General features: G+C 63.5%; 18 protein-coding genes. 8 read left to right on the top strand and 10 right to left on the bottom strand.

Annotated elements, in window-relative coordinates; translation table 11 throughout:
* Positions 1–45: 45 nt before the first annotated feature.
* Both S6FBBBH3_RS09820 and S6FBBBH3_RS09825 read left to right on the top strand, forming a co-directional pair.
* Positions 46–1020, top strand: a complete 975-nt coding sequence (locus S6FBBBH3_RS09820; RefSeq protein WP_120177561.1) for a LysR substrate-binding domain-containing protein — start codon at positions 46–48, stop codon at positions 1018–1020.
* Positions 1021–1086: 66 nt separating this feature from the next.
* Positions 1087–2292 carry an AI-2E family transporter gene (locus tag S6FBBBH3_RS09825; protein ID WP_120177562.1) on the top strand — a complete coding sequence of 402 codons (1206 nt, stop codon included), beginning with the start codon at positions 1087–1089 and terminating at the stop codon, positions 2290–2292.
* A 432-nt stretch (positions 2293–2724) separates the two neighbouring features.
* Here the strand turns inward: S6FBBBH3_RS09825 and dcuC are convergent, their stop codons facing one another.
* The gene (gene dcuC, locus S6FBBBH3_RS09835; RefSeq protein WP_120177564.1) at positions 2725–3996 is read right to left on the bottom strand and encodes a C4-dicarboxylate transporter DcuC; all 1272 of its coding nucleotides are present in this window, start codon (positions 3994–3996) and stop codon (positions 2725–2727) included.
* Positions 3997–4262: 266 nt separating this feature from the next.
* Positions 4263–4832, bottom strand: coding sequence for an oligoribonuclease (gene orn, locus S6FBBBH3_RS09840; protein WP_120177565.1), 570 nt, complete (start codon positions 4830–4832; stop codon positions 4263–4265).
* Positions 4833–5041: 209 nt separating this feature from the next.
* Here orn and S6FBBBH3_RS09845 point away from each other — a divergent pair, with 209 nt between their 5' ends.
* The 5 genes from S6FBBBH3_RS09845 to S6FBBBH3_RS09865 all read left to right on the top strand — a co-directional run bounded on the left by S6FBBBH3_RS09845 (position 5042) and on the right by S6FBBBH3_RS09865 (position 12416).
* Complete coding sequence (locus S6FBBBH3_RS09845) at positions 5042–6778, top strand: M48 family metalloprotease (RefSeq protein ID WP_120177566.1); 1737 nt, start codon at positions 5042–5044, stop codon at positions 6776–6778.
* 3 nt (positions 6779–6781) lie between these two features.
* On the top strand, positions 6782–7759 hold the full coding sequence (gene rsgA / locus S6FBBBH3_RS09850; RefSeq protein WP_120177567.1) for a ribosome small subunit-dependent GTPase A: 978 nt from the start codon (positions 6782–6784) through the stop codon (positions 7757–7759).
* Positions 7760–7992: 233 nt separating this feature from the next.
* Complete coding sequence (moaA, locus tag S6FBBBH3_RS09855; protein WP_120177568.1) at positions 7993–9105, top strand: GTP 3',8-cyclase MoaA; 1113 nt, start codon at positions 7993–7995, stop codon at positions 9103–9105.
* A 228-nt stretch (positions 9106–9333) separates the two neighbouring features.
* Positions 9334–10842 (top strand): sodium/proline symporter PutP, encoded by a 1509-nt coding sequence (gene putP / locus S6FBBBH3_RS09860; protein ID WP_120177569.1) that lies wholly within the window; start codon positions 9334–9336, stop codon positions 10840–10842.
* A 269-nt stretch (positions 10843–11111) separates the two neighbouring features.
* Positions 11112–12416 carry a hypothetical protein gene (locus tag S6FBBBH3_RS09865; RefSeq protein WP_120177570.1) on the top strand — a complete coding sequence of 435 codons (1305 nt, stop codon included), beginning with the start codon at positions 11112–11114 and terminating at the stop codon, positions 12414–12416.
* A gap of 122 nt (positions 12417–12538) precedes the next feature.
* Here the strand turns inward: S6FBBBH3_RS09865 and S6FBBBH3_RS09870 are convergent, their stop codons facing one another.
* The 8 genes from S6FBBBH3_RS09870 to thrC form a co-directional block, all read right to left on the bottom strand.
* The gene (locus S6FBBBH3_RS09870) at positions 12539–13225 is read right to left on the bottom strand and encodes a hypothetical protein (protein ID WP_120177571.1); all 687 of its coding nucleotides are present in this window, start codon (positions 13223–13225) and stop codon (positions 12539–12541) included.
* Between the two features lie 174 nt (positions 13226–13399).
* Positions 13400–16009, bottom strand: coding sequence for an ATP-dependent chaperone ClpB (gene clpB, locus S6FBBBH3_RS09875; protein ID WP_120177572.1), 2610 nt, complete (start codon positions 16007–16009; stop codon positions 13400–13402).
* A 335-nt stretch (positions 16010–16344) separates the two neighbouring features.
* Positions 16345–16740, bottom strand: coding sequence for a fluoride efflux transporter CrcB (gene crcB / locus S6FBBBH3_RS09880; protein ID WP_232008783.1), 396 nt, complete (start codon positions 16738–16740; stop codon positions 16345–16347).
* Positions 16737–17207 (bottom strand): molybdopterin synthase catalytic subunit MoaE, encoded by a 471-nt coding sequence (gene moaE / locus S6FBBBH3_RS09885; protein ID WP_120177573.1) that lies wholly within the window; start codon positions 17205–17207, stop codon positions 16737–16739. Before moaE ends, crcB begins: the two co-directional genes overlap by 4 nt.
* Before the next feature lie 2 nt (positions 17208–17209).
* The gene (gene moaD / locus S6FBBBH3_RS09890) at positions 17210–17467 is read right to left on the bottom strand and encodes a molybdopterin converting factor subunit 1 (protein WP_120177574.1); all 258 of its coding nucleotides are present in this window, start codon (positions 17465–17467) and stop codon (positions 17210–17212) included.
* 76 nt (positions 17468–17543) lie between these two features.
* Positions 17544–18749, bottom strand: coding sequence for a molybdopterin molybdotransferase MoeA (locus S6FBBBH3_RS09895; RefSeq protein WP_120177894.1), 1206 nt, complete (start codon positions 18747–18749; stop codon positions 17544–17546).
* 11 nt (positions 18750–18760) lie between these two features.
* Positions 18761–19348, bottom strand: a complete 588-nt coding sequence (mobB, locus tag S6FBBBH3_RS09900; RefSeq protein WP_120177575.1) for a molybdopterin-guanine dinucleotide biosynthesis protein B — start codon at positions 19346–19348, stop codon at positions 18761–18763.
* 12 nt (positions 19349–19360) lie between these two features.
* The gene (gene thrC, locus S6FBBBH3_RS09905) at positions 19361–20797 is read right to left on the bottom strand and encodes a threonine synthase (protein WP_120177576.1); all 1437 of its coding nucleotides are present in this window, start codon (positions 20795–20797) and stop codon (positions 19361–19363) included.
* Between the two features lie 358 nt (positions 20798–21155).
* On the opposite strand from thrC, the gene S6FBBBH3_RS09915 reads away from it, so the two are divergent.
* Positions 21156–23258: a PhoH family protein gene (locus tag S6FBBBH3_RS09915; protein ID WP_232008784.1), complete on the top strand. Its 2103-nt coding sequence runs from the start codon at positions 21156–21158 to the stop codon at positions 23256–23258.
* The last annotated feature ends 115 nt before the right edge of the window (positions 23259–23373 follow it).

Genomic DNA, 23373 nt, shown 5'->3' on the forward strand with positions numbered 1-23373 from the left:
ATTTATTTTTCGTACAACGCTTTTTCCATTTGACCTCACATCGCCATGACTCTTACCGAACTGAAGTACGTACTCGCCGTGGCCCGCGAACGCCACTTCGGCCGAGCCGCCGAACGGTGCTGCGTGAGCCAGCCGTCGCTTTCCGTTGCCGTCAAGAAGCTTGAAGACGAACTCAACGTCAGCATCTTCGAACGCCGTGCGAACGACATCTCCATCACGCCCATCGGAGAACTCATCATCGAGCAGGCCCAGCGCGTGATTTCCGAAACCGAACGGATTCTCGAAATCGCCGAAAACGGGCGCGATCCCCTGACGGGTCCGCTGCGCGTGGGCGTCATCTACACGATCGGGCCGTACCTTCTGCCGCCCCTCATTCGCGAACTCTCGAACGACGTTCCCAAGATGCCGCTCTACATCGAGGAGACCTATACGTCGGAGCTTCTTCACAAGCTGCGCACCGGGCTTCTCGACGTCGCCATCATGGCCGACACGATTTCCGACACGGGCTTCATGACGCGCGAGCTCTACCAGGAAGACTTCGTCGTGGCGATTCCGTCGCATCACCCGTGGGCGAACCGCAACTACGTGGGCCCGAACGAACTCAAGGATCAGACGATGTTGCTTCTCGGTGCGGGCCACTGCTTCCGCGACCAGATCCTCGGCGTCTGCCCGGACCTTCGGAAGCCCGTCTCCCGCCCCGACCTCCCGAGCCGCGAAGCGAAGGCGAAAGCCAAGGCCCGCCGCATGGTCGAAGGCTCCTCCCTGCAGACGATCTGCCACATGGTCGCGCAGGGTCTCGGCATCACGGTTCTCCCCGCCTCGGCCGTTCCGTACCTCTCGTGCCTGCCGACGCCGATTCACATCATCCCCTTCAAGAATCCGGCGCCGCACCGCCGCGTCATCATGGTCTGGCGCAAGACCTACACGCGCACGGCCGCGATCGACGCCATCTACGAGAGCGCGAAGCGCCTCACCTTGAACGGGTGCGTGCCCCTCGATACGCCGCCCCGTCTGCGTTAAGCTCCACAAAGGGAAAGGGGGCAAGCCTCTTTCCCTTTCGATCCCCACCGAACTCGCGAGCAACGCATGACGGATACGCCTCCACGCACGCCCCTCGACCGCAACACGGCCCTCAATTTCGCGCGGTCCCTGTCCTTCAACGAGAGGCTCGACCTGCTCCTGCGCATTCTTTTTACCGCAGCGGTCGCGGTGGGGTGCTACTACATCGTCGAACCCTTTCTTACGGCCATCCTGATCGCCGCGATTCTTTCGGTCGTCACGTGGCCCCTATTCGCGCGGATTCGAAATTCCCTCGGCCACGCCGCAACGCCCGCGGCCTTCCTGATGATCACGGCGATCATCGTCGTCATCCTCATTCCGCTCTCGGTGCTCCTTCTCGTCGTCGCACAGCAGATTCCGAAAGCAGTGACGCTCGTCGCCGACTGGGTGCGCGACCCGATGCCCATTTTGCAGGCCGTCAAAGACACGCCCTACGTGGGCGAGTGGCTCTACGAGCAGGTGATGACGGCCATCGATCCCTCGACTCTCGGGCACACGATCGAGCAGATCATTCAACCGGCGACGCAAGTCGTTCTCGGCACCGCGCTCAACGTCAGCAACGGCCTCGTGCAGCTCGCGCTCGTCACCTTCATCGTCTTTTTCTTCTACCGCGACGGCGCCTGGTTCTCGGACCGCATCGCCACGATGCTCGAACGCGTCTCGGGCGGGATCCAATCCGAAATCCTCGACATCCTCACGAACACCACCCGCTCGGTCGTGCTCGGCATCGTCGGGACCGCACTCTGTCAGGGGGTCGTGGCGGGGATCGGGTTCTGGATTGCAGGGGTGCCGGGGGTGCTACTCCTTTCGAGCGCCGTCTGCATCGTCTCGGTTGTTCCCATCGGACCGCCTCTGGTGTGGATTCCCGTTGCGATTTGGCTCTACACGAAGGGGGAAGTCGGCATGGCGCTTTTCCTCTGCGCCTGGGGCTCGATCGTCGTGGCACTCGTCGACAACCTCGTGCGACCGCTTCTCATCGCCCGCGGCTCGACCCTCCCCATGGGGCTCGTCTTTCTCGGAGTTTTCGGCGGGGTGATTTCGTTCGGATTTCTGGGGCTCATCCTCGGGCCGCTCCTTCTTGCGATCGGCATGGCCATGTTCCAGGCCTGGCTCAAGTACCCGGTGCACCGTGCCGAAGCCGCCGAAGCCGCAGAGGCTTCCGGGGCGATTGAGCCGCCCTCCTCCGGCACGACGTCCGGCACGGCCTCGGACGACCGCACGAACGCCCCGTAAGCGTCGCTTGTCGCGCCGCTGCGCGAAGTCGAACTTCACACCCCAACGCCCGCGAAGCTTCCGGCTTTGCGGGCATTCTTCTTGGTCTTCGAGCGCTTGAGAGCGGCAAGTCGGAAGCATTCGGACGGGAACCCCGGTGCTCCGTCGGGCCGTTCGGACAAGCGGACGACGGACGCTTCGAGGGCGCAGCGCTGCTCGGGGAGGCGCTTTCTCAACCGTATGCCCGAACGTTCGGCGGACGGTCGATGAGGCACCGCGCAGAGCGAACGGCAGGAGGCTTTCGAAGTGAAGGCGCGCCGGGGGGCCGAAGAGGCTCGACGAGAGCCGATCCAAACCCAAAAACGACGAAGGGACGAGCCGCGCGAAGCGGATCGTCCCTTGCAAAGAGAGTCTCCCCGAACGTTCGCACTCGGGGAGTCGTGCGAATCCCGATCAGACCATCAGGAGCGCACAGGCAATGACGGCCACCGTCATCGGAAGCGCCGTACGCTTCACGACTTCGATCGGGCTCACCATGGCGATACCGGAGACGAGAATCGTCACGCCGGCGATCGGCGACATCGTACGACCGGCAGCGCCCGTCAGGAAGGCGAGGCCGCCCAGACCTTCGATCGTCATGCCGAAGTCGGCCGCGTGCGGGGTCACGGTTTCGTTGAAGGCGAGCGTCGCAGCGTCGCCCGAGCCGGTGATCACGCCCATGATCCACGGACCGATCGAGCCGCCCCAACGGGCGATGTCGTTCGAGTCCTTGAGCATCGAGACGAAGGCGTCGATGAGGCCCGCGGAGCGAAGGCCGGCGGCGAAGACGCCGGCGGCGATGATGATGCCCATCACGTCGGCGTAGCCCTTGCCCGTACCGTTGAAGAATTCCTTCGTGAAGTTCTGCGGATTGGCGCGACCGACGACGAGGCCGATCACGGCACCGAGCACCATGGCCTGCGCAACACCCATCTTCATCGCGGGAACCCAGATGTTGCCGACGAGAAGAAGCGTGATCGGGATGATCGGAACGAGCGCGTTGAGAGGATTGGGCTTGAAGTCCGGCTCGTTCTTCTGGAGCTTCGATTCGTCGACGCGGGCTTCGGTCGAGCCCTTGTGGTCGCCGAGGACGAAGCAGACGATGAGGATGCCGACCACCGAGATGGCGCCGATCATGAAGGAGTAGGGCGCATGGTAGGCAATGAAGTCCATGACGTCCATCTTGGCCATGTTGGCGACGTACGGGTTGTGCGAGGTACCCGGCGAGAGGTACGAACCGATCGTACCGCCCAGAACCGCGGCGGCGGCCGCAGCGGGCTTGATGCCCGCACGGAGCATCACCGGAATGAGGGTCGAACCGACGGCGGCGGCGCAGCCCGCGGCCGAAGGAATGGCGATGTTCACGAAGAAGGTGATCGTCGTGCACACCGGGATGAGGAAGATACCGAGGCCGCGAATCGGGCTCGCCAGGTAGTGAACGAGCGAGCGGTCAGCGCCCGTGTATTTGGCGACGTACGCAAAGCCCATCGACGAGCAGATCGCCATGACGAGGCTCGAGTTCGTCATCGATTTGGCAAAGGCGTCGAGGCCGCCCATCAGGTCCCAGGAAATGATGCAGAGGAAAAGACCCGACGCGATCAGCACGAGACGCGTTTCGTAGCGTTTGATGAGGGCCCAGACGGCCACACCCACGACCACCAAGGCAATCCAAGCGTTAATGCCCATAGTGATACTCTCCTAATGTTTTGTTTTTGCGGTCCGAGCCCGGGCTCCGAAAAGCGCGCGGTGCTGGGCCGCTTTCAATCGATCCGTTCTTCCGTTTGTCAAGACTTTCCAAGGGGTCCGCTTTGACAAACGGTTGCGGTGCTTGTGCAAAGTATGCCGAATCCGGAAACTTTTCTTTACGGGGCTTACCCTAGAAAAACGGAATTTCTCCAGGATTACCGCGCGTTTTTTGACCGAACAGGCATCCGAATATTCGACGGGGTGCCTCAGATCGAGAGAATCGTGCGGCGGTAGTGGCGCAGTTCGTCGATGCTTTCCGCGATGTCGGAGAGGGCCTGGTGCTTCGTCGACTTCGTGCCAACCCAGACCTTGTCGGGCGCCCAGCGGCGGGCGAGTTCCTTGAGGGTCGAGACGTCGATCGAGCGGTAGTGGAAGTAGCGCTCCATTTCGGGCATCCAGCGCGCCATGAAACGGCGGTCCTGACCGATCGTGTTACCGCACATCGGGCTCTTCCCCTCGGGAACGAAGCGGCGGAAGACTTCCACGAAGCGCTTGGCGGCTTCTTCTTCGTCGACGGTGCTCTCCAGCACGCGCTTCACAAGGCCCGACTTCGTATGCGTTTCGGTGTTCCACGCATCCATCCCGTCGATCACCGAGCGGTCCTGACGGATCGCGATGACGGGGCCCTCGTGCAGGATGTTGAGGTTCTTGTCCGTGATGATGGCGGCCACCTCGATCACGCGGTTCACTTCGGGCTGCAGGCCCGTCATTTCCATGTCGATCCAGATGAGGTTGTCGTCCGCATAGGACGGGTCGCGCTGAGGAACTTCGACCATGAGTCGCTCCTTCTTCGTGGGTTAAACGGCATCTTCGCCGCGGGAGCGCTCGAGCGCCCCCGCATCGTGCCGCCATTCTAACGAGGCCGAACGCGGTCCGAAAAAACCTTCGGGCGGAAAACCCCTGATAATGTCGGATTCGAGTTACTTTTTCCGGAATCGTCCGCGAGGACGATTTTGTTCCGCCCGGCCGCCCGCCTGCTTGTTCCATGACACTCTCGGCAAACAACTTCGAACACCTCTTTCTCGGCGCGCTCGCGCTCTTCGTGGTCCTCGAATGCGTCCTCACGATGCTGCAGACCCATGCCGCGGACCGTGCCGCCCGGCACCTGCCGGAACCCTTCGTCGGACGACTCTCCGAAGCGGCGCACCGCAAAGCGGCCGACTACACGGGCGAAACGGCGCAGGCGGCGCTTCTTCTCACCTTTCTCGGCGCGGCCTTCGCGCTTCTCATGACGTTCGGGCACGGACTCACCTTTCTGACGGCGCTTGCGATGGGGCTCTCCTCGAACATGCTCGTCGTGCAGTGGACGCTCCTTGCGCTCCTGCTCGGTGCGGCCGCGCTCCTGGAATTTCCCTTCGGCTGGTTCGCGCGCTTTCGCGTTGCCGAACGCTACGGCTACATGCGACGCGAGCGCGGACCGTGGCTTGCGCGCACCGCGCGCGAAACGCTCGCGGGCTGGCTCGTCGCGTTGCCGCTCGTCGCCGTTCTCATGGCGCTTCTTGAAGCGACGGGCGAATACTGGTGGGTTGCGGGCTGGGTGCTCTGGGTCCTCTACCTCGTGTGGCGCTGGGGCTTTTCGACGGCGAAGGGCCTCTTTTGGGGGCGCCGCGCGAAGCCCGTCGACGATCCGGCGCTCGTTGCGCTCGCGCGGGACTACCTCGCGGCGCTCGGGATCGAAATGACGGACCTTTGCATCATGACGCGTCCCCGCTCCTGGGACCATTCGCACCTCGTGCTCGCAGGGTTCGGGCGGCGTCGCCGCGTCGTACTCTTCGCACACGCGGCCGCGCGCCTCTCGCGCGGCGAACTCCTTGCGCTTCTCGCGCACGACGTCGGCCACATCCGCCACGGGCACGCGTTTTTGCGCGTCGTCCTTTTCTCGCTCGTGGGGGCGCTCCTCTTTTGGGCGGCGGGGCAGTTCGGCGACTCGCCCGAATTCTATGCGGGCTTCGGTTTGGCGGACGTGCCGCTCGATCGCCCCGGCACGCATGCGGGCTTCATGATCGCCTGTGCGATCGTGGCCTTCCCCGTACTTTTTTATCCGCTTCGACCCGTCGTCAATCTTTTTTCGCGCCTCATGCAGTACGATGCCGATCGGTTCGCCGCACAAGTCGCCCGACCCGACGACCTCGTGCGAGCTCTCGTGCGACTGCACCGCGACTACGCGACGACGCTCGCGCCCTCGCGCCTTTATTCGCTCTTTCACTACCGGCGGCCTCACGCCGGGATGCGCATCGAAGCAATTCTGACGCGGGCGAAAGCCGAGGGTCGGCCGCTCGACGAAGCGCGTTTCCCGTACGGATTTTCGGTGTTGCTCGCCGAGCTCGACAGGCCCGTTCTCGAGCGCTCCGCGCTCGCGCGGGCGCTTGCCGACGGAAGGGAAGAGCGGGAAGAAACTGAAAGTCGCAGAACGGTCGACGAAGCGCTCGACGACCGCCGATACGCCGTGGGGCTTGAAGTCGGCAACGATCCCGCGGGGGCCGAGGGCAACCTCAAAAACGACACCGCGGCCGCCCTCCGAACGACGAAGGACGAGGCGGTTCCCGACTTTCTTCTCCGAACGCCTCCGAAAACGCCTTCCGTACCTGCCGAAAAGGCCGATGGAGAAGGCAACGAAGACGACGAAACCCCAAAAACCGAAACAACCAAAGAAGGCGACGGCGCCCGTGCGAAAAACAACGCCGACACCGCACTTTCTCAACCCGGTGCAAAGGATTCCTGACCGATGGCCAAGCCCAAATTCTCCGAGAACCGCTCCCGCAACGCGCGGGGGCGCGCCGATCAGCAACCCGCAACGACGCTGCCGCTCGTCACGGGACGCGTGACGGCTTCGCACGGCCGGCACTTTTTCGTCACGACCCCCGAGGGCGATCGCTTCGAAGCGCACCGTCGCGGCAAAAAAGGGGACGTCGTCGTGGGCGACATCGTCCGCTGTACGCCCCCCGCGTCGGGCGTCTGTGCAATCGAAGCGATCGAGCCGCGCGCGAACCTTCTGTACCGCTCGGACGAGTGGCGCGTCAAAACGCTTGCCGCCAACATCGATCTCGTCTGCATCGTTTTCGCCTCGCGCCCGACCTTCAACCCCTGGTTCATCTGGAAGGCGCTTCTTGCCTCGCACCAGGCAGGTATTCCCGCGCTCGTCGTTCGCAACAAGTGCGACCTTCCGGACGAGAACGACGCCGCCCGCAAGCAGATCGACCTTCTGCGCTCGATCGGTCACGACGTGATCGAAGTGTCCGCAAAATCCGAGCCCGACGTGACCCGCTCGACGCTCCTGCCGCGCCTTACGGGGAAGGCGTCGCTCCTCGTCGGTCAGTCGGGGATGGGGAAGTCGACGATTCTGAATTTGCTCGTTCCCCACGCGCAGGCCGCGACGCGGGAATTTTCCGAGGCGCTTGACCTCGGCAAACAAACCACCACCGCGGCCCGGTGGTACGACGCCGAAGCCGACGACTGGCGCGGCGCCGTGATCGACACGCCGGGCTTTCAGGAGTTCGGTCTCGCGCACCTGGCGTTGAACGACATCCTGCGTGCCATGCCCGACATCGCCGCACACGCTTCGGGCTGTCGCTTCTTCAACTGCCGTCACCTGAAGGAGCCGGGCTGCACGGTGAAGGCCGCGCTCGAACGGGGCGAAATCGACCCTGCGCGCTACGACTTTTACCGCGCGGTGGCGCAAGGCGCGGATACGCTGCCGCTTTGACGTCCGAAGCCCGACACTCGACGCGAGGCGGCTTCCCGGAGGTCGTGCTCGGTCTCCCGACCGCCTCGGCGACCGTCGTGTAATTCGAAAGAGGTAGCGCCATCCCTCCTTCGGCGCCTTTCGGCAACTCGGGTTCGCGCCTACAATCGACTTTCGCCCGTCGCTTGCCGGAGAACCCTTTCCGAAGCTCCGAAGCGGCATCCGCCCCCATTCACCCCCAAGGATTTACGCCCATGGCCGTTGCCCGCACCATTCCGATTGAGCCCGCCGAGAACGCGATCCGCACGCTTCCCGTCCCGCAAACGGGCGACGTGACACGCGAAGGGGGCTTTTGGCGCGATCGGCTCGGGCGTCCCCTGCACGATCTGCGCATCTCGGTGACGGACCACTGCAATTTCCGTTGCCGCTACTGCATGCCTAAAGAGGTCTTCACCTCGCGCCATCGGTTTCTCGCGATGACGGAACTCCTCACCTTCGAGGAAATCGAGCGGCTCGCGGCGATCGCCGTGCGCAACGGCGTCGTGAAGCTGCGCCTCACGGGCGGGGAGCCGCTCCTGCGCCGCGGCATCGAAACGCTTGTCGAGCGCCTTGCCGCGCTGCGTACGCCCTCGGGCGAGCCGATCGACATCGCCATGACGACGAACGGCTCGATTCTCGCCAAAAAGGCGCGCGCGCTTGCCGAAGCGGGCTTGAAGCGCGTGACGGTGAGTCTCGACGCCATCGACGAAGACATCTTCCAGGGCTTCAACGACGTGGGATTCCCGGCCGCCAAGGTGTTGGCGGGGATCGACACGGCGCTTGCCGAAGGCTTCCAAGTGAAGGTGAACACGGTCGTGAAGCGCGGCGTCAACGAAGCCGAAACGGTTCGCATCGCCGAACATTTCCGCGGCACGGGCGTCATTCCCCGCTTCATCGAATACATGGACGTCGGGACTTCGAACGGCTGGCGCATGACCGAGGTTGTTCCCTCGCGCGAAACGCTCGACCGGATTGCCGAGCGGTGGGCGGTCGATCCGATCGACCCCAACTACCCGGGCGAAACCGCTTCGCGCTGGCGCTACCGCGACGGCGCGGGCGAATTCGGCCTCATCAGCTCCGTCACGCAGGCCTTCTGCCGCGACTGCTCCCGCGCCCGGCTCTCGATGGACGGGCGCCTCTACCTCTGCCTTTTCGCAACGCAAGGGTACGACCTGCGCACGATGCTGCGCGGCGGCGCCACGGACGAAGAAATCGAAACGGCGCTCGGCCGCATCTGGAGCGCACGCGAAGACCGCTACTCGGAATTGCGCTCGCTCGGGCTCGCCCCCGACCGCCCGAAAATCGAAATGAGCTACATCGGCGGCTGAGTCCGCCCGGGGGCAACGGTCGTTTCGAACGCGAATTTCTTGAAATCTACGGTGTTTTCCCTAGATTTCCGACAACGCGTCGAAGCGTCTGCCCCTATACTGAAAGTTTCGGGGCCGACGTTTATACGCTTCGGCCCCGTTTTTTCGCCCGTTCGCACTCCGCCCGGGGCGGTCCCCCGCCGCCCGCCGTACGGATCGCACGCCACTCATAACAACAACGACGATCGCATGTTTTCGAATCCCACTGCCGTTACATTCATCGGGTACCTCGTCCTGATGGTGGGCGTCGGCGTCTTCGCCTATCGCTACACCCGAAACTATTCCGACTACATCCTCGGCGGCCGCTCGCTCGGCGGCATCGTGACGGCGCTCTCCGTGGGCGCCTCGGACATGAGCGGGTGGCTCCTGATGGGGCTGCCCGGCGCCGTCTTTCTGAGCGGGATTTCGGAAGCCTGGATTGCCGTCGGCCTGATTCTCGGCTCCTGGCTCAACTGGCACCTCGTTGCCGCGCGTCTTCGCGTCTATACGGAAAAGACCCACAACGCGCTCACACTGCCCGACTACTTCACGCACCGCTTCGAAGACGAGAAGAATCTGCTTCGCATCATTTCCGCGCTCGTCATTCTCATCTTCTTCACGATTTACTGCGCGTCCGGGGTCGTCGCGGGGGCGCGGCTCTTCGAGAACACCTTCGGGATGCCCTACGAAACGGCGCTCTGGGTCGGGGCCGTCGCCACGATTCTTTATGTCTTTTTCGGGGGGTTCCTCGCCGTTTCCTGGACCGACACGATTCAGGCCGCGCTCATGTGCATCGCGCTCATCGTGACGCCGATTGCGGTCATGATGGACCTCGGGGGTCTCACGAGCGCGACCGATGCCGTCGCGACCGTCAACCCGGCGATGCTCGACATCATGCGCGGACAAAATTTCATCGGCATCGTGAGCCTCCTTGCCTGGGGTCTCGGGTACTTCGGGCAGCCGCACATTCTCGTGCGTTTCATGGCCGCGCGTTCCATCGCCGTCATCCCGAACGCGCGCCGCGTCGGGATCCTCTGGATGTTCTTCTGCCTGGCGGGCGCCGTGGGCGTGGGCTTTTTCGGCTCGGCCTACTTCGCCGCCCACGTCGATCAGGCAGCGCTCGTGACGGAAAACCACGAACGCGTCTTCATCGTGCTTTCGGGCGTGCTCTTCAACCCCTGGATTGCGGGCGTGCTGATGTCTGCCATTCTTGCGGCCGTCATGTCGACCCTCTCCTGCCAGCTCCTCGTCTGCTCCTCGACCCTGACGGAAGACTTCTACCGCTCGTTCCTGCGCCCGAAGGCGACGCAGCGCGAATTGGTCTGGGTGGGACGCTCGATGGTGCTCCTCATTTCGGCCCTCGCCGTCTGGATGGCCCGCGATCCGGAGAGCCTCGTTCTGTCGCTTGTTTCCTACGCCTGGGCGGGCTTCGGCGCCGCGTTCGGTCCGGTCATCCTCATGTCCCTCTGGTGGCGTCGCATGACCCGCAACGGGGCACTCGCGGGGATTGTGACGGGTGCCGCGACGGTGCTCGTCTGGAACCACTTCGCCTGGTTCGGGCTCTATGAAATTCTGCCGGGGTTCGTTTTCGGGATCGCCGCGATCGTGATCGTGTCGCTCCTTGACAAGGCTCCGTCGAAGCACGTGACCGATCAGTTCACGGAGGTCGAGCGGATCGTGCGCGACCGCACGGCTTCGAACGAAGCGGCCGCCTCGTAAGGCACGGGGCGGCACATTCCCGGGGCCGGTCGCGCTCGATGCGCGGCCGGCCCTTTTTGCGACTTTTTTTTTCGACGCCTTTTCGCCCCCTTGCGGTCCCTTTCGATCCCTCTCGGCCCATTTCGGCTCAAGCGCCCGCCCCTCTGAGGCAAATCACCTATGCTCGGGTCGGTTTGGGCGTACAATGCTTCGCTCGGCGTGAAAACGCCCTCTTTTTCCCCATTTTCCCGTCGGACCGCGCCACGAGGCCGATCCGCAGAGATCCGCCCATGAACTACGACGAGCTCTCGCCCGAATCCCCCGATTTCGACCACGCCCTCTACGAAGTTTTGCAGCTCCTCCTTCCCCTGCTTGCGAGCTCCATTTCCGACACGGACCACCAGAGCATCAGCGCGGTGTTGCTGCGCCATTACGCGCGGGACGTGGCCAAGTTTCAGAAGCACGTCGACTACTACCTCGCGGAAAACCGGAACATGTATTCCGATAGGACCTACGAGGACCTCCGAAGCTACCTCCTGAGCGACATTTACGACCGCCCCATCCACGTCGTCAACAAGGACGGCACCGTCACAACGATGCACGGGATCGGGGTGATGTGCTACGCCTACGAGGAAGGGGAACTTCGCAAGAACGAGCTGACCGAAGCCGAGTGTGAAAAGTTCCGCGATCTGCTCATGAAGCACTATTTCGACGATTCGACCTGCACGATTCGCGTCGTCTCGCAGCTCGTCTCCTTGAATTCCACGATCCTTTCCAACGACGCCTCCTACTACGACATGCTGCATGCGGCCGCCGCTCCGCGCTCGTCCTCGTGCCGTCGTTCGCTCCCCTACCTCCTCTCCGACGCCGACGACTTCCCCGAGATCTACGGGCCGGCGACGGTGCATCAGCGCATCATCCCCTTTACGGTCACCTCGCCCGCCGGGGAACTCGCGCAGCGACGCGCCGCGCTCTATTCGGGTCTTTCGATCGGCGGCAAGGTCAAGTCGGCCGACAACATTTGCCTGCAGCGCATCCTCGACTCCGAGTGGGGTCGGGACATGCAGGACTTCCTCACGAAGGTGGAAGGCAGCGCCATGCGCTACTTCATTACCGAACCCAAACTCATTCGCGACCTCATGTTCGAAATGGACGAGCAGTTCGGCGTGCAGAGCACTCTGATCGAAGCCACGCGCATCAAGAACCGCGTGCCCGACAACGGCGCGAAGAAGGATGCGCTCATCGCGAGCTTCGGCCTTTTCCACGACCCGCTCATCGGCTACGCCGAACTGCGCACGGCCTTCGCGCTCAAGTCCGCCCCGAACACGCTCTGGGGCGGCTCCCAGGTGACCATCGGCAACCCGGATCACATCGTCGAAAGTGCCGAGGACATCGTGGACTTTCTGAAGGAAGCTCTCCCCGTCTTCGGCATCGAGGTGCCGCGCTTTGACACGTACTTCCGTCCGGAAGAGCCCTTCATGGCCGAGCCCAACGACACCGATCGCCTCTACTGCACGTCGACGGGCAAGGTGACGACGATTACGGGCGCGAACGCCCCCGCCTTTTTCGACCGCGGGAACTTCACCCTCAACTGAAGTTGTGCGAAGGACGGCGCTTTCCCGAGGAGCGGAGAGCGCCGGAACCGCCTCCCTCGAACACCCGAAAAAAATCCCCGCGGTTTCCCGCGGGTTTTTTTGTGGGCGTTCGGTGCGCGCGATTACATCCCGGCGTGGGGGTTCGAGCTCTGGATCGCTTCCTGACGCACCGGCACTTCCTTTTCACCGAAGAGGAGGTCGGGACGCGTTTCCTTCAGGATCGCTTCGGAGGGAGCGCCCGCCGACTGCATCGAGCAGAAGATCATCGTCTTGTCTTCATAGGGAGCGACGTGGAAGACGCGCTCGATCATGCCGAGTTCGGGCATGGTGTAATTCTGTTCGCGCTGATAGGGCTTCCATTCCTTGTCGTGGTTGGAGCGCTGCATGCGGTTACCGTGCGCGGACTTGTGGTTCGTGTCGACCGCTTCCCAGTCGATCTGGATCTTGTCGACGACCGACTTCCAGTCTTCCTTCACGAGGAGACCCCAGAAGTGCGTGTGCATGTCGGGGGTGCCGAGGTAGCGGATCACTTCGTCGTTGAAGATGTAGCCCGTCACGGTGAGGCCGTCCTGCTTGAAGGGCTTTTCAAAGAGCACCACGTCGAGGGGCACCTTTTCGATTTTCAGATAAGCCATGTCGCCGTCGCGGACTTTGAGGCTTTCGGGAATGTTCTTGTCGGCCGCGACCGCCTTGAAGAAATCGGCGTTGCAGGCCTGGATCGCCTTCACGACGGACGTCTCGGCCGCGTGGGCCGCGGGCATCGCGAGCACGGCGGCCGCAGCCAGGGCCGCAAAGAGGGTCTTCTTCACTTCACTTCTCCTTCGAGTGAACGGGGTTGAATAGCAGCTATTGTCACCCCGCGCCCTTTTCCTTCCCTTAACGCCTCGTCAAAGGGTCGGAAGCGAAGACGGCAAAAACGGCGAAGGCCGCCCGGGGAACTTGGTCCCCGAACGGCCTTCGGACATGAGGAGGTTGGGCGCGTGTTAAGAGGCGTTCGCTTCCGCCTTCTTCACGTTGAAGGTGAAGCGCTTCGTGGGCGCATCCACCACGACCGTGTCGCCGATCGCCGCACGCCCTTCGAGAAGAAGGCGGGCGATCTCGTTTTCGATCTTGTCCTGAATGGCGCGCTTCAGAGGACGCGCACCGAAGTGCGGATCGAACCCTTCGTCGGCGATTTCCGCAACGGCCGCGGGCGTCACCTCAAGGCCGATCTGCTGCTCGGCCATGCGGTCGCGCAACTTCTGCAGCTGAATTTCGGCGATGCGACCGATCTGGTCCTTGCCGAGCGCGTTGAAGACAACGATTTCGTCGATGCGGTTGACGAACTCGGGGCGGAAGTGCTCGCGCACTTCGTCCATGACGGCCTTCTTCACCTTTTCCTGCGGCTCGCCGATCATGTCCTGAATTTCGGACGCGCCGAGGTTCGAGGTCATGACGATCACGGTGTTCTTGAAGTCGACCGTGCGACCCTGACCGTCCGTCATGCGCCCGTCGTCAAGCACCTGCAGAAGGACGTTGAAGACGTCGGGATGAGCCTTTTCGACTTCGTCGAGCAGAATCACCGAGTAGGGTTTGCGGCGAACGGCTTCCGTCAAGTAGCCGCCCTCTTCGTAACCCACGTACCCCGGAGGCGCACCGATCAGACGCGCGACGCTGTGCTTTTCCATGAATTCGCTCATGTCGATGCGCACCATCGCATCGTCCGAGTCGAAGAGGAATTCGGCGAGCGCCTTCGTGAGTTCGGTCTTGCCGACACCCGTGGGGCCGAGGAAGAGGAAGCTGCCGTAAGGACGGTTCGGGTCCGAAAGCCCCGCGCGGCTGCGAAGAATCGTTTCCGCCACGCGCTTCACGGCTTCGTCCTGGCCGACGACGCGCTTTTCGATCGCTTCGCCCATGTGGAGGAGCTTCGCGCGTTCGCCTTCCATCATCTTCGAGACAGGAATGCCCGTAGCGCGGCTCACGACTTCGGCGATTTCTTCAGCACCGACCGAGGTGCGCAGAAGCTTCGGACGACGCGCGGGCTGCTGACCGGCCTCTTCGGCTTCGGCCTTCTTCAGGCGTTCTTCAAGCTTCGGCAGGACGGCGTACTGGAGTTCGGCGAGCTTTTCGTACTGCGCCGTACGACGGTACTCTTCCATCTGGTGACGCACGCGGTCGATTTCGTCGCGCACGCTCTTCGCGCCGAGCGCTTCGCTCTTTTCCTTCTTCCAGACTTCTTCGAGGTCGGAGTATTCGCGCGAGAGCTTCTCGATTTCGTCTTCGAGCGCTTCGAGACGCTTCTTCGAGGCGTCGTCCGTTTCCTTCTTCATCGCTTCGCGCTCGATCTTCAACTGGATGAGGCGACGGTCGAGTCGGTCGAGCGCTTCGGGCTTCGAGTCGATTTCCATCTTCACGCGGGCGGCGGCTTCGTCGATCAGGTCGATCGCCTTGTCGGGGAGGAACCGGTCCGTGATGTAGCGGTGCGAGAGTTCGGCCGCGGCGACGATCGCGGGGTCGGTGATTTCGACGCCGTGATGCGCTTCGTACTTTTCCTGCAGGCCGCGCAGAATCGCGATCGTATCCTCAACGCTCGGCTCGTCGATCATGACCTTCTGGAAACGACGTTCGAGGGCCGCGTCTTTTTCGACGTACTTGCGGTATTCGTCGAGCGTCGTCGCGCCGATCACGTGGAGTTCGCCGCGGGCGAGCGCGGGCTTCAACATGTTGCCCGCATCCATGCTGCCTTCGGTTTTGCCGGCACCGACGACCGTGTGCAGTTCGTCGATGAAGAGAATGATGCGCCCTTCCTGAGCGACCACTTCTTCAAGGAGCTTCTTCAAGCGTTCTTCGAATTCGCCGCGGTACTTGGCGCCCGCGATGAGGCCCGCCATGTCAAGGGACAGCACGCGCTTTCCCTTCAACGAGTCGGGCACTTCGCCGTTCACGATGCGCTGCGCGAGCCCTTCGACGACGGCGGTCTTCCCCACACCGGGTTCCCCGATCAGCACGGGGTTGTTCTTCGAGCGGCGCTGCAGAATCTGCATCGTGCGGCGGATTTCGTCGTCGCGCCCGATCACGGGGTCGAGCTTCCCTTCAAGCGCACGGGCCGTGAGGTCGATCGTGTACTTCTTCAGAGCTTCGCGCTGGTTTTCCGAGTCGGGGTTGTCGACGGGGTCCTTGCCGCGCACGGCGGTGATGGCCGCTTCGAGTTCGGCGCGGCGCAAACCGGCCGCACGGGCGATGCGACCCGCGTCGCTACGGTCGTCCGTAAGGGCAAGCAGAAACATCTCGGTCGAAACGTAGGCGTCCGAGCGCTTCATCGCTTCCTTTTCCGTGAGGTTCAAAACGCTCACGAGATCGCGCGACACCTGAATGTCGCCGCCGTTGCCGGTCACCTTGGGAAGGCGATCGATTGCGGCCTTCGTTTCGCGCGTGAGTTCCGCGACGTTGACGCCTGCGCGCTCAAGGAGGCTGCGACTCGAGCCTTCGTTGTCGGCGAGCACCGCCGCGAGAAGGTGCACGGGCTCGATGTACTGATTGTCGTGTGCCAGGGCCTGCGACTGAGCTTCGCCGAGCGCTTCCTGGAATTTGGTGGTGAGTTTGTCTTGACGCATAAGGGTCTCCCGCGTCGGGTGCGTGCGGAGGACCTGCGGGCCCCGTCCGCCGGAGGCCTTCCGACCCCCGATCGAGCACCTCGACGAATTTCATTTCGTGTTGATATTCATATGGGGGTGTACCTCGCGTTTTCAAGTCGGGAAGACGAAGCGGGGAAACGGCAATATCGACAAATTGTTTCCGGTCGAGGCACGAAAAGCCCGCTCCAGAAACAACCGAACGACCCCGTCGGAAAGAAGAAAACCCCGTGAAATTCACGGGGTTGAGTCATTGAAGATCAAAAATTGATCCTTCGATTTCCGAGGATCAACTTTTGATCCTCAAAAAAAATCCCTCAGTGGAGGAGGCGCCACGTGAAGAGCCCGAGCGCCGTCGCCGCGAAACTTCCCGCGACGTGAAGGGTCGCGTGCGCAAGCGCCCGCCCCGTTTCGCCCGCAAGGAGCATCGAGACGTTCTCGCCCGAGAAGGTCGAGAAAGTCGTTAAGCCCCCCAAGAACCCCGTGATGAGGAAGAGCCTTGCGGCGGGCGGAATCTCGGGGTGCGCGCTCGTCCAGGCGAGCGCGAGCCCGATGAGATACCCCCCGAGGAGGTTGGCGGCCAAGGTGCCGAGCGGTAGCAAATCCGTGCGGGGGTTGAGCGCGTAGGCGAGGAACCAGCGGCCGAGTGCGCCCAGAGCCGCCCCCGAACCCACCGCCAGCACCACGAGCCCGATCGGTCCGTCTTTCGTCACGAACGCGTCCCCCAACGGTCGCGGGCGAGGTCGTCGCTTTCGCGGGCGTCGACCCAGCGTTCGCCCTCGGGCGTCTTTTCCTTCTTCCAGAAGGGCGCTTCGGTCTTCAACCAATCCATGATGAATTCGCACGCCTCGAACGCTTCGCGGCGGTGCGCGGAGGAAACGAGCGCGAGCACGATCTGGTCGCCCACCGCCAGGTCGCCCACGCGGTGAATTACCGTCACGTCGTCGATCGACCACCGGGCGCGGGCCGACTCGATGATGGCACCGAGCGCCTTTTCGGTCATGCCCGGGTAGTGTTCGAGCGACATCGCCGCCACGTCGGAGCCGTCGTTCTTGTTGCGAACGACCCCGACGAAACTCACGATCGCGCCCGACTGCGGATTCGCCGCGCGGATGCGGGCGGTTTCCTCCGAGAGGTCGAAGTCTTCGGGACTCACCCGAATGAACGTCTGCCCGCTCACGATCAGCCTCCCGTCACGGGCGGGAAAAAGGCCACTTCGTCGCCGTCCTTCACGGGATCGGCGTCTTCGGCCATTTCCTGATTCACGGCGCCGCGCACGCGCTTGAGGTTGCCGAAGGCGCTCGCCCAGGGTTCGCCTCGGGCGACGAGCGCCGCGCGCACTTCACCCAGGGTCGAGGCGTCGGCCTCCAGTTCCACGGTTTCGCTTCGGCGCCCCATGGCGTCGCGAAGGCCGGCAAAGTAAAGAACCTCGATTTTCATAAACACACCAAAAAATGTACTGGTAAGAACTGTCGGTTACCGGTACGTACCAGTAATAACTAGTAAGTACTTGCTCTCAGGCAAAGAACTGGCAGAAGGGGTAGTAGGCGACGAGGTCGCCCTTCTTCACGACGGCGCCCGCGGGAATGTCCGCCAGACCGTCCGCCCAGGCGCAGCTCGAGAGCACCTGCGAATTCTGCGTGTGGAAGAGATCGAGCCCGCCCGCATCGTTGCGGCGCACGCGCACGAATTCTTCACGATCCCCCGCCTTCGTCCACTCGAAGTCGGCGCGGATCTGCTGCGGCTTCATGTCGATGTCGGTCATGCCCATGCGGCGCAGGAGATAGGGGCGCGCCATCATGAGGAAAACGACGAAGCCCGAAACGGGGTTGCCGGGGAGCCCGATATAGGGAACGCCGCGCACGTTGCCGAACGCCAGGGGCTTGCCGGGCTTCAACTTCACGCGCCAAACGTCAAGGGCGCCGAGCGCTTCGACGGCGGGCTTCAGGTGGTCTTCTTCGCCGACCGACATGCCGCCCGTCGTCAGGATGACGTCCGCCGTTTCGCTCGCGTGCTCCAGAGCGCGCACGGTCGCTTCGAACGTGTCGGGAATGCTCCCGAGGTCGAACGCTTCGCAGCCGAGCGTCTGCAGAAGGCTGCGGATCATGTAGCGGTTCGAGTTGTAGACCCCGCCCGGGGGCAAGGGTTCGCCCGGCTGTACGAGCTCGTTCCCGGAGAAGAAAATCCCGACGCGCAGCTTCCGATAGACGGTCACGTACGCGCGACCGATCGAGGCCACCGTGCCGATCGCGGCGGGGGTGAGGCGGTCGCCCGCGCGCAGAATCGTCGAACCGACGGCGATGTCGGAGCCGAGGCGCCGCACCCAGGCCCCTTCCTTCGGAGCCTTCGTGAAGCGAACGCCCGCTTCGGTCACCGTCACCTCTTCCTGCGGCACCACCGTATCGGCCCCTTCGGGCACGGGGGCGCCCGTGAAGATGCGGGCGCACGTGCCCGCTTCGACGGGCTTGCCGACCGAGCCCGCGATGATGCGCTCGGCAACGGGGAGCAGGACGGGGTTCGCTTCGGACGCGGCCGCCAAGTCCGCCGCACGCACGGCGTAGCCGTCCATCTGGGAATTGTCCCAGCCCGGCACCGCCATCGGGCTCACGACGTCCTGCGCGAGCACGCGATTGGTCGAATACATAAGAGGAATCGTCTCCACCTCGGCCACGGGCCGGGCGTGGGCGATAATTTTCGCGAGCGCTTCGCTGTAAGTAAGCATCTCCATCCACCTCATCGGGCTTCGCGCGCCGCGCGAAGCTTCAAACAATAGTCGGCGACGGCCTGAGGGTCGTTCGCGTCGAGAACGTCGACCGCTTCGCGCACGGGCGTGAAGGGACGGTCGACGGCAACGGCGACGATGCGCTCGTCCGTCGGATATAGGGGCGTCCTTCGGCCGGAAGCGACCGCGTCGGCCGCCTCCCCGCGAAGGAGCTCGATTTTCGGAAAGTCGCCTTCGTGCTTGAACCCTTCGACGACGACCATGTCCGCGTCGGGCCGCACCCGCGCGAGGAGTTCGTCGAGCGACACGGTTTCGGGGGTCTCGACGAGAATCGCATAGCGTTCGGCCGTACGAAGGATCACTTCCGCCGCACCCGCTTCGCGGTAGCGGTACGTGTCCTTGCCGGGCTTGTCGAGATCGACCCCGTGGTGCGCGTCCTTGAGGGCGGAAACCTTCAGACCGCGCGCCGCGAGGATCGACGCCACGCGGGTGGCGAGCGTCGTTTTGCCCGCCCCCGAAAAACCGACGAACCCCACGGCAAAGGGCGGGGTTCGCGGGGCGCAACGCGTGACCGTCTTAAGGTCGGCACTCTGCGTCATGGTTCTCTTCGATCAGAAGGGTTTGTCGGCAAACTCGGCCACGAACGCCTTGACCGCGTCGAAATCGTTCGGCATGTAGGTCTTCCGGGCGGGTTTCCCCCGCGGATCTTCGAAGCCTTCCGGCACGGGCACGTCGTGCCCCGTCGCCTGACGGATGATCTTCGGGAATTTCGCCGGATCCACGGTCTCAAGGCACAACGTGCGAACGCCCACGGGGTGCAGATAAATGCCGCTGTAGATGGCGTCGGCCGTGTGCGGGTCGACGTACGTGCCGTATTCGACGTAGAGGTGCTCGGTGATTTCGAGGCGGTTCGCGTGGTTCGACGTACCCGACGCAAGGCCCGAACGGCGCACGCGGGCGAATTCCCCGGGCGTGAGTTCGAAAGAGCCCTTCGTTTCGAGTTCCTTCATGAGTTCGGCCGTACGGCGCGCGTTCCGGTCGAGCATTTCATAAAGGAAACGTTCGAAATTCGCCGCACGCGAAATGTCCATCGAGGGCGAGCTCGTCGCGAGCGTTTCGCTCGCGGGACGCGGCGCGTAGACGCCCGTCCGAAGGAAGCGGTCCATCGCGTCGTTTTCGTTCGTGGCGACGATGAGGCGCAGGATGGGAAGGCCCATCTGCTTTGCGGCCCAGCCCGCGAAGGCGTTGCCGAAATTGCCCCCGGGAACGACGAACACCACCTCTTCGCCGACGTTTTCGACGGCCTGAAGGTACGCGTAGAAGTAGTAGACGATCTGCGCGGCGATACGAGCCCAGAGCACCGAATTGACGGCGCCGAGACCGTGCTTCTTCGCGAATTCGCGATCGGAGAGCATGCGCTCGACCATGTCCTGGCAGTCGTCGAACGTGCCGTCGACGGCGAGATTGACGCTGTTGGCGGGCGTGTTGGCGTAGAGCTGCGCGGCCTGCCAGTCGCTCATGCGACCCTGGGGCGAGAGCATCGCGACGCGCGCATTGGGAATCCCCGCGAACGCGTGTTCCGCGGCCGCCCCCATGTCGCCCGTCGTCGCGCCGAGGAAGGTCATCGTGGCGGGCGTCTCGCCCAAGCCGCGCGCGAAGATGTTCGCAAGGAGCGAGAGCGAAATGTCGTCAAAGGAAAGCGTCGGGCCGTTCGAGAGCTCCAGAAGCCCCACGTCGTCGTGCAACCACGTGATCGGCGTCACTTCGCGGGTCGCGATGCGATCGCGCCCGTACGGATAGAACTCCGGCTGGTACGTGTCGCGGCAGAGCTTCCAGAGCGTCGAGCGCTCGAGCTCGGGCCAGAAGAGGTGCATCACCTCCAGCGCCAGCCCCGCGTAGTCGAGACCGCGCATCATGCGGATCTGCTCGAGCGTGAGGCGCGGGAACGCCGCAGGCACGTAAAGGCCGCCGTCCTCGGCACGGCCTTCGAAAAGAATGTCCGAAAAGCGCTTCGGCGACTGTTCGCCGCGCGTCGAAATGTACTGCATGAAATACCCTCCGTCGTTGTTTCTGGCGGATGCCGGCAAGCCGGGCCGCGGCCGCTCGCCCCGTATTCGAAGCGTCGGCGCAGCGTGCGCGCCCGGGTCTTTTCCGCCCATGCTACCCGAAATTTTCCCCAATTCCGACCGGTCCTCCTTCAAAAAGTACCCGCCCCCTCCCTTTGACCGAGAAAAGACGCCCGAAGTCCCCTCCTTTCGAGGGAGGCTTGCCCCAATCCCGAAAGAAACCCGTCTCGACGGGTCGTGCGACCCCCGCGCTTTTCCCGCGGACTCGTAGAATGTTTGACAACGCGAACGGCTCCGGCCGTTTCTCCCCGCACACCGCCAACCATCTTTCGAGGTGTCTATGCCGCTTCCCAAAGCGCCCTCTCAGCCGGCCGATCTTCTCGCCGATTACGGCGAACCCGCCAAACCCGGCAAGCGTCACACGAGAACCGCGACGAAACGCGTCGCCCGCTCCCGCAGTACGGCCGTCGAACCGACGCCCGATACCGCCAAGGCGCTTGACGCGGCAGCGCAGGCGTCCTCTGCCCTTGAAAAAGTCGAGGCTCCCAGGACGGTCGAGCCCGTGAAGTCCGTCGCCGCCGAAGCCGCCGAAGCCGCTCCTCAAACGCCCGCGAAGCGCCGCCGCACGACGAAGGCGCAAAAGGCTGCGACCGGGGCGGTCGAACCGACCGCCGCGAAGGTTGCCGCGAAGGCTCCCGCAAAGGCTCCCGAAACCAAGGCCGAAAAGAACGCTCCGAAGGTCGAAGCGAAGTCGGCCGAGAAGCCCGCCGAGAAGCCTGCCGCGAAGACGGCCGCAAAACCCGTCCCCGCGAAGAAGTCCCGCACCCGCAAGGCGGCCGCCTCCGCCGCGGGCAAGCAAGGCGAGATGCTTGACGTGACGACCGCGCTTTTCGGCACGCCGAGCTTCGTCCAAGCGGATGCCGAGGTCGAAACCCCGGCCGACCCCGTCGTTGCGCCCGTCGAAGAAGCTGCTGCGGCTCCGGTTGTCGCTCCCGCTTCCGCTCCCATGCGAGCCCGCCGTCCGGCGAGCACCCGCAAGGGGCGCGCGCTCATGCCCGAGGACAAACCGAAGCTCTTCGTCCTCGACACGAACGTCCTCATGCACGACCCGCTCTCGCTTTTCCGTTTTGCCGAGCACGACGTCTTCCTGCCGATGACGACGCTCGAAGAGCTCGACAGCCACAAGAAGGGCCTCACCGACGTCGCGCGCAACGCGCGTACCGTGAGCCGCAGTCTCGACGCCCTGATCGAAGCCAACAACGGGAACCTGCACGACGGCGTTCCTCTTGCGCTTCTCGGCAACACGGAAGCCAAGGGGCGCCTCTGGTTCGAAACGAAGGTCATGGCCGCGCCCCTTCCGGAAGCGCTTCCCGCCTTCAAGGGCGACAACTCGATCCTTGCCACCGTGAAGGGGCTCGAAGCCGCCTTCCCCGACCGTGCGGTCGTGCTGGTGTCGAAAGACATCAACATGCGCATCAAGGCAACGACGCTCGGCATTCCCGCCGAGGACTACTTCAACGACAAGGTGCTCGACGACTCCGACATGCTCTACACGGGGAAGATCGAGCTCGAAGCGGACTTCTGGGAGTCGATCGGCGAGGGGCTGCGCTCCTGGCAGGAAAACGACGCCACGAACTACGCCTTCGAAACGGATCATCCCGAGCGCTTCGTCGTGAACGCCTGCCTTACGGTGAAGGGCGACGACAACTTCATGGCGCTCGTGACGGGCATCAAGGGGCGCGAAGTGACGATGCGCCTCATGCGCGACTTCCGCAAGAGCGGCCGCTTCAAGGTCTGGGGCATCAACGCCCGCAACCGCGAACAGAACATGGCGCTCAACCTGCTCATGGACCCCGAAATCGACTTCGTGACGATTCTCGGGCAGGCGGGCACGGGCAAAACGCTCATGACGCTTGCGGCCGCCCTCACGCAGACGATCGACGCACGGCGCTATTCCGAAATCATCATGACGCGTGCCACGGTGAGTCTCGGCGAAGACATCGGGTTCCTGCCCGGGACGGAAGAGGAAAAGATGGCTCCCTGGATGGGGGCGCTTGAAGACAACCTCGAAGTTCTTCACAAGTCCGACGCGGGCGGCGAATGGGGGCGTCAGGCCTCGATGGACATCATCCGCAACCGCGTGCGCGTCAAGTCGATGAGCTTCATGCGCGGGCGCACGTTCCTTCAGAAGTTCGTCATCATCGACGAAGCGCAGAACCTCTCGCCCAAGCAGATGAAGACCCTCATCACGCGTGCGGGTCCGGGCACGAAGATCGTGTGCCTGGGCAACATCGCGCAGATCGATACCCCGTACCTTACCGAAGGGAGCTCGGGTCTTACCTACGTGGTGGAACGCTTCCAGGGGTGGGAGCACGCGGCGACGATCACGCTCACGCGCGGCGAACGCTCGCGTCTCGCGGAATTTGCGGCCGAAGCACTCTGACGACGTAATAACTCGCAAGCCGACCGAGCATACGACCTCCCGAACGGGCCTCCCGTCGGGAGGTTTTTCGTTGTTCGGGCTACGGTCGTGCGGCCGGGACGGTCCATGAAAAACC

It is taken from the genome of Sutterella megalosphaeroides (assembly GCF_003609995.1).
GTDB lineage: Bacteria > Pseudomonadota > Gammaproteobacteria > Burkholderiales > Burkholderiaceae_F > Sutterella > Sutterella megalosphaeroides.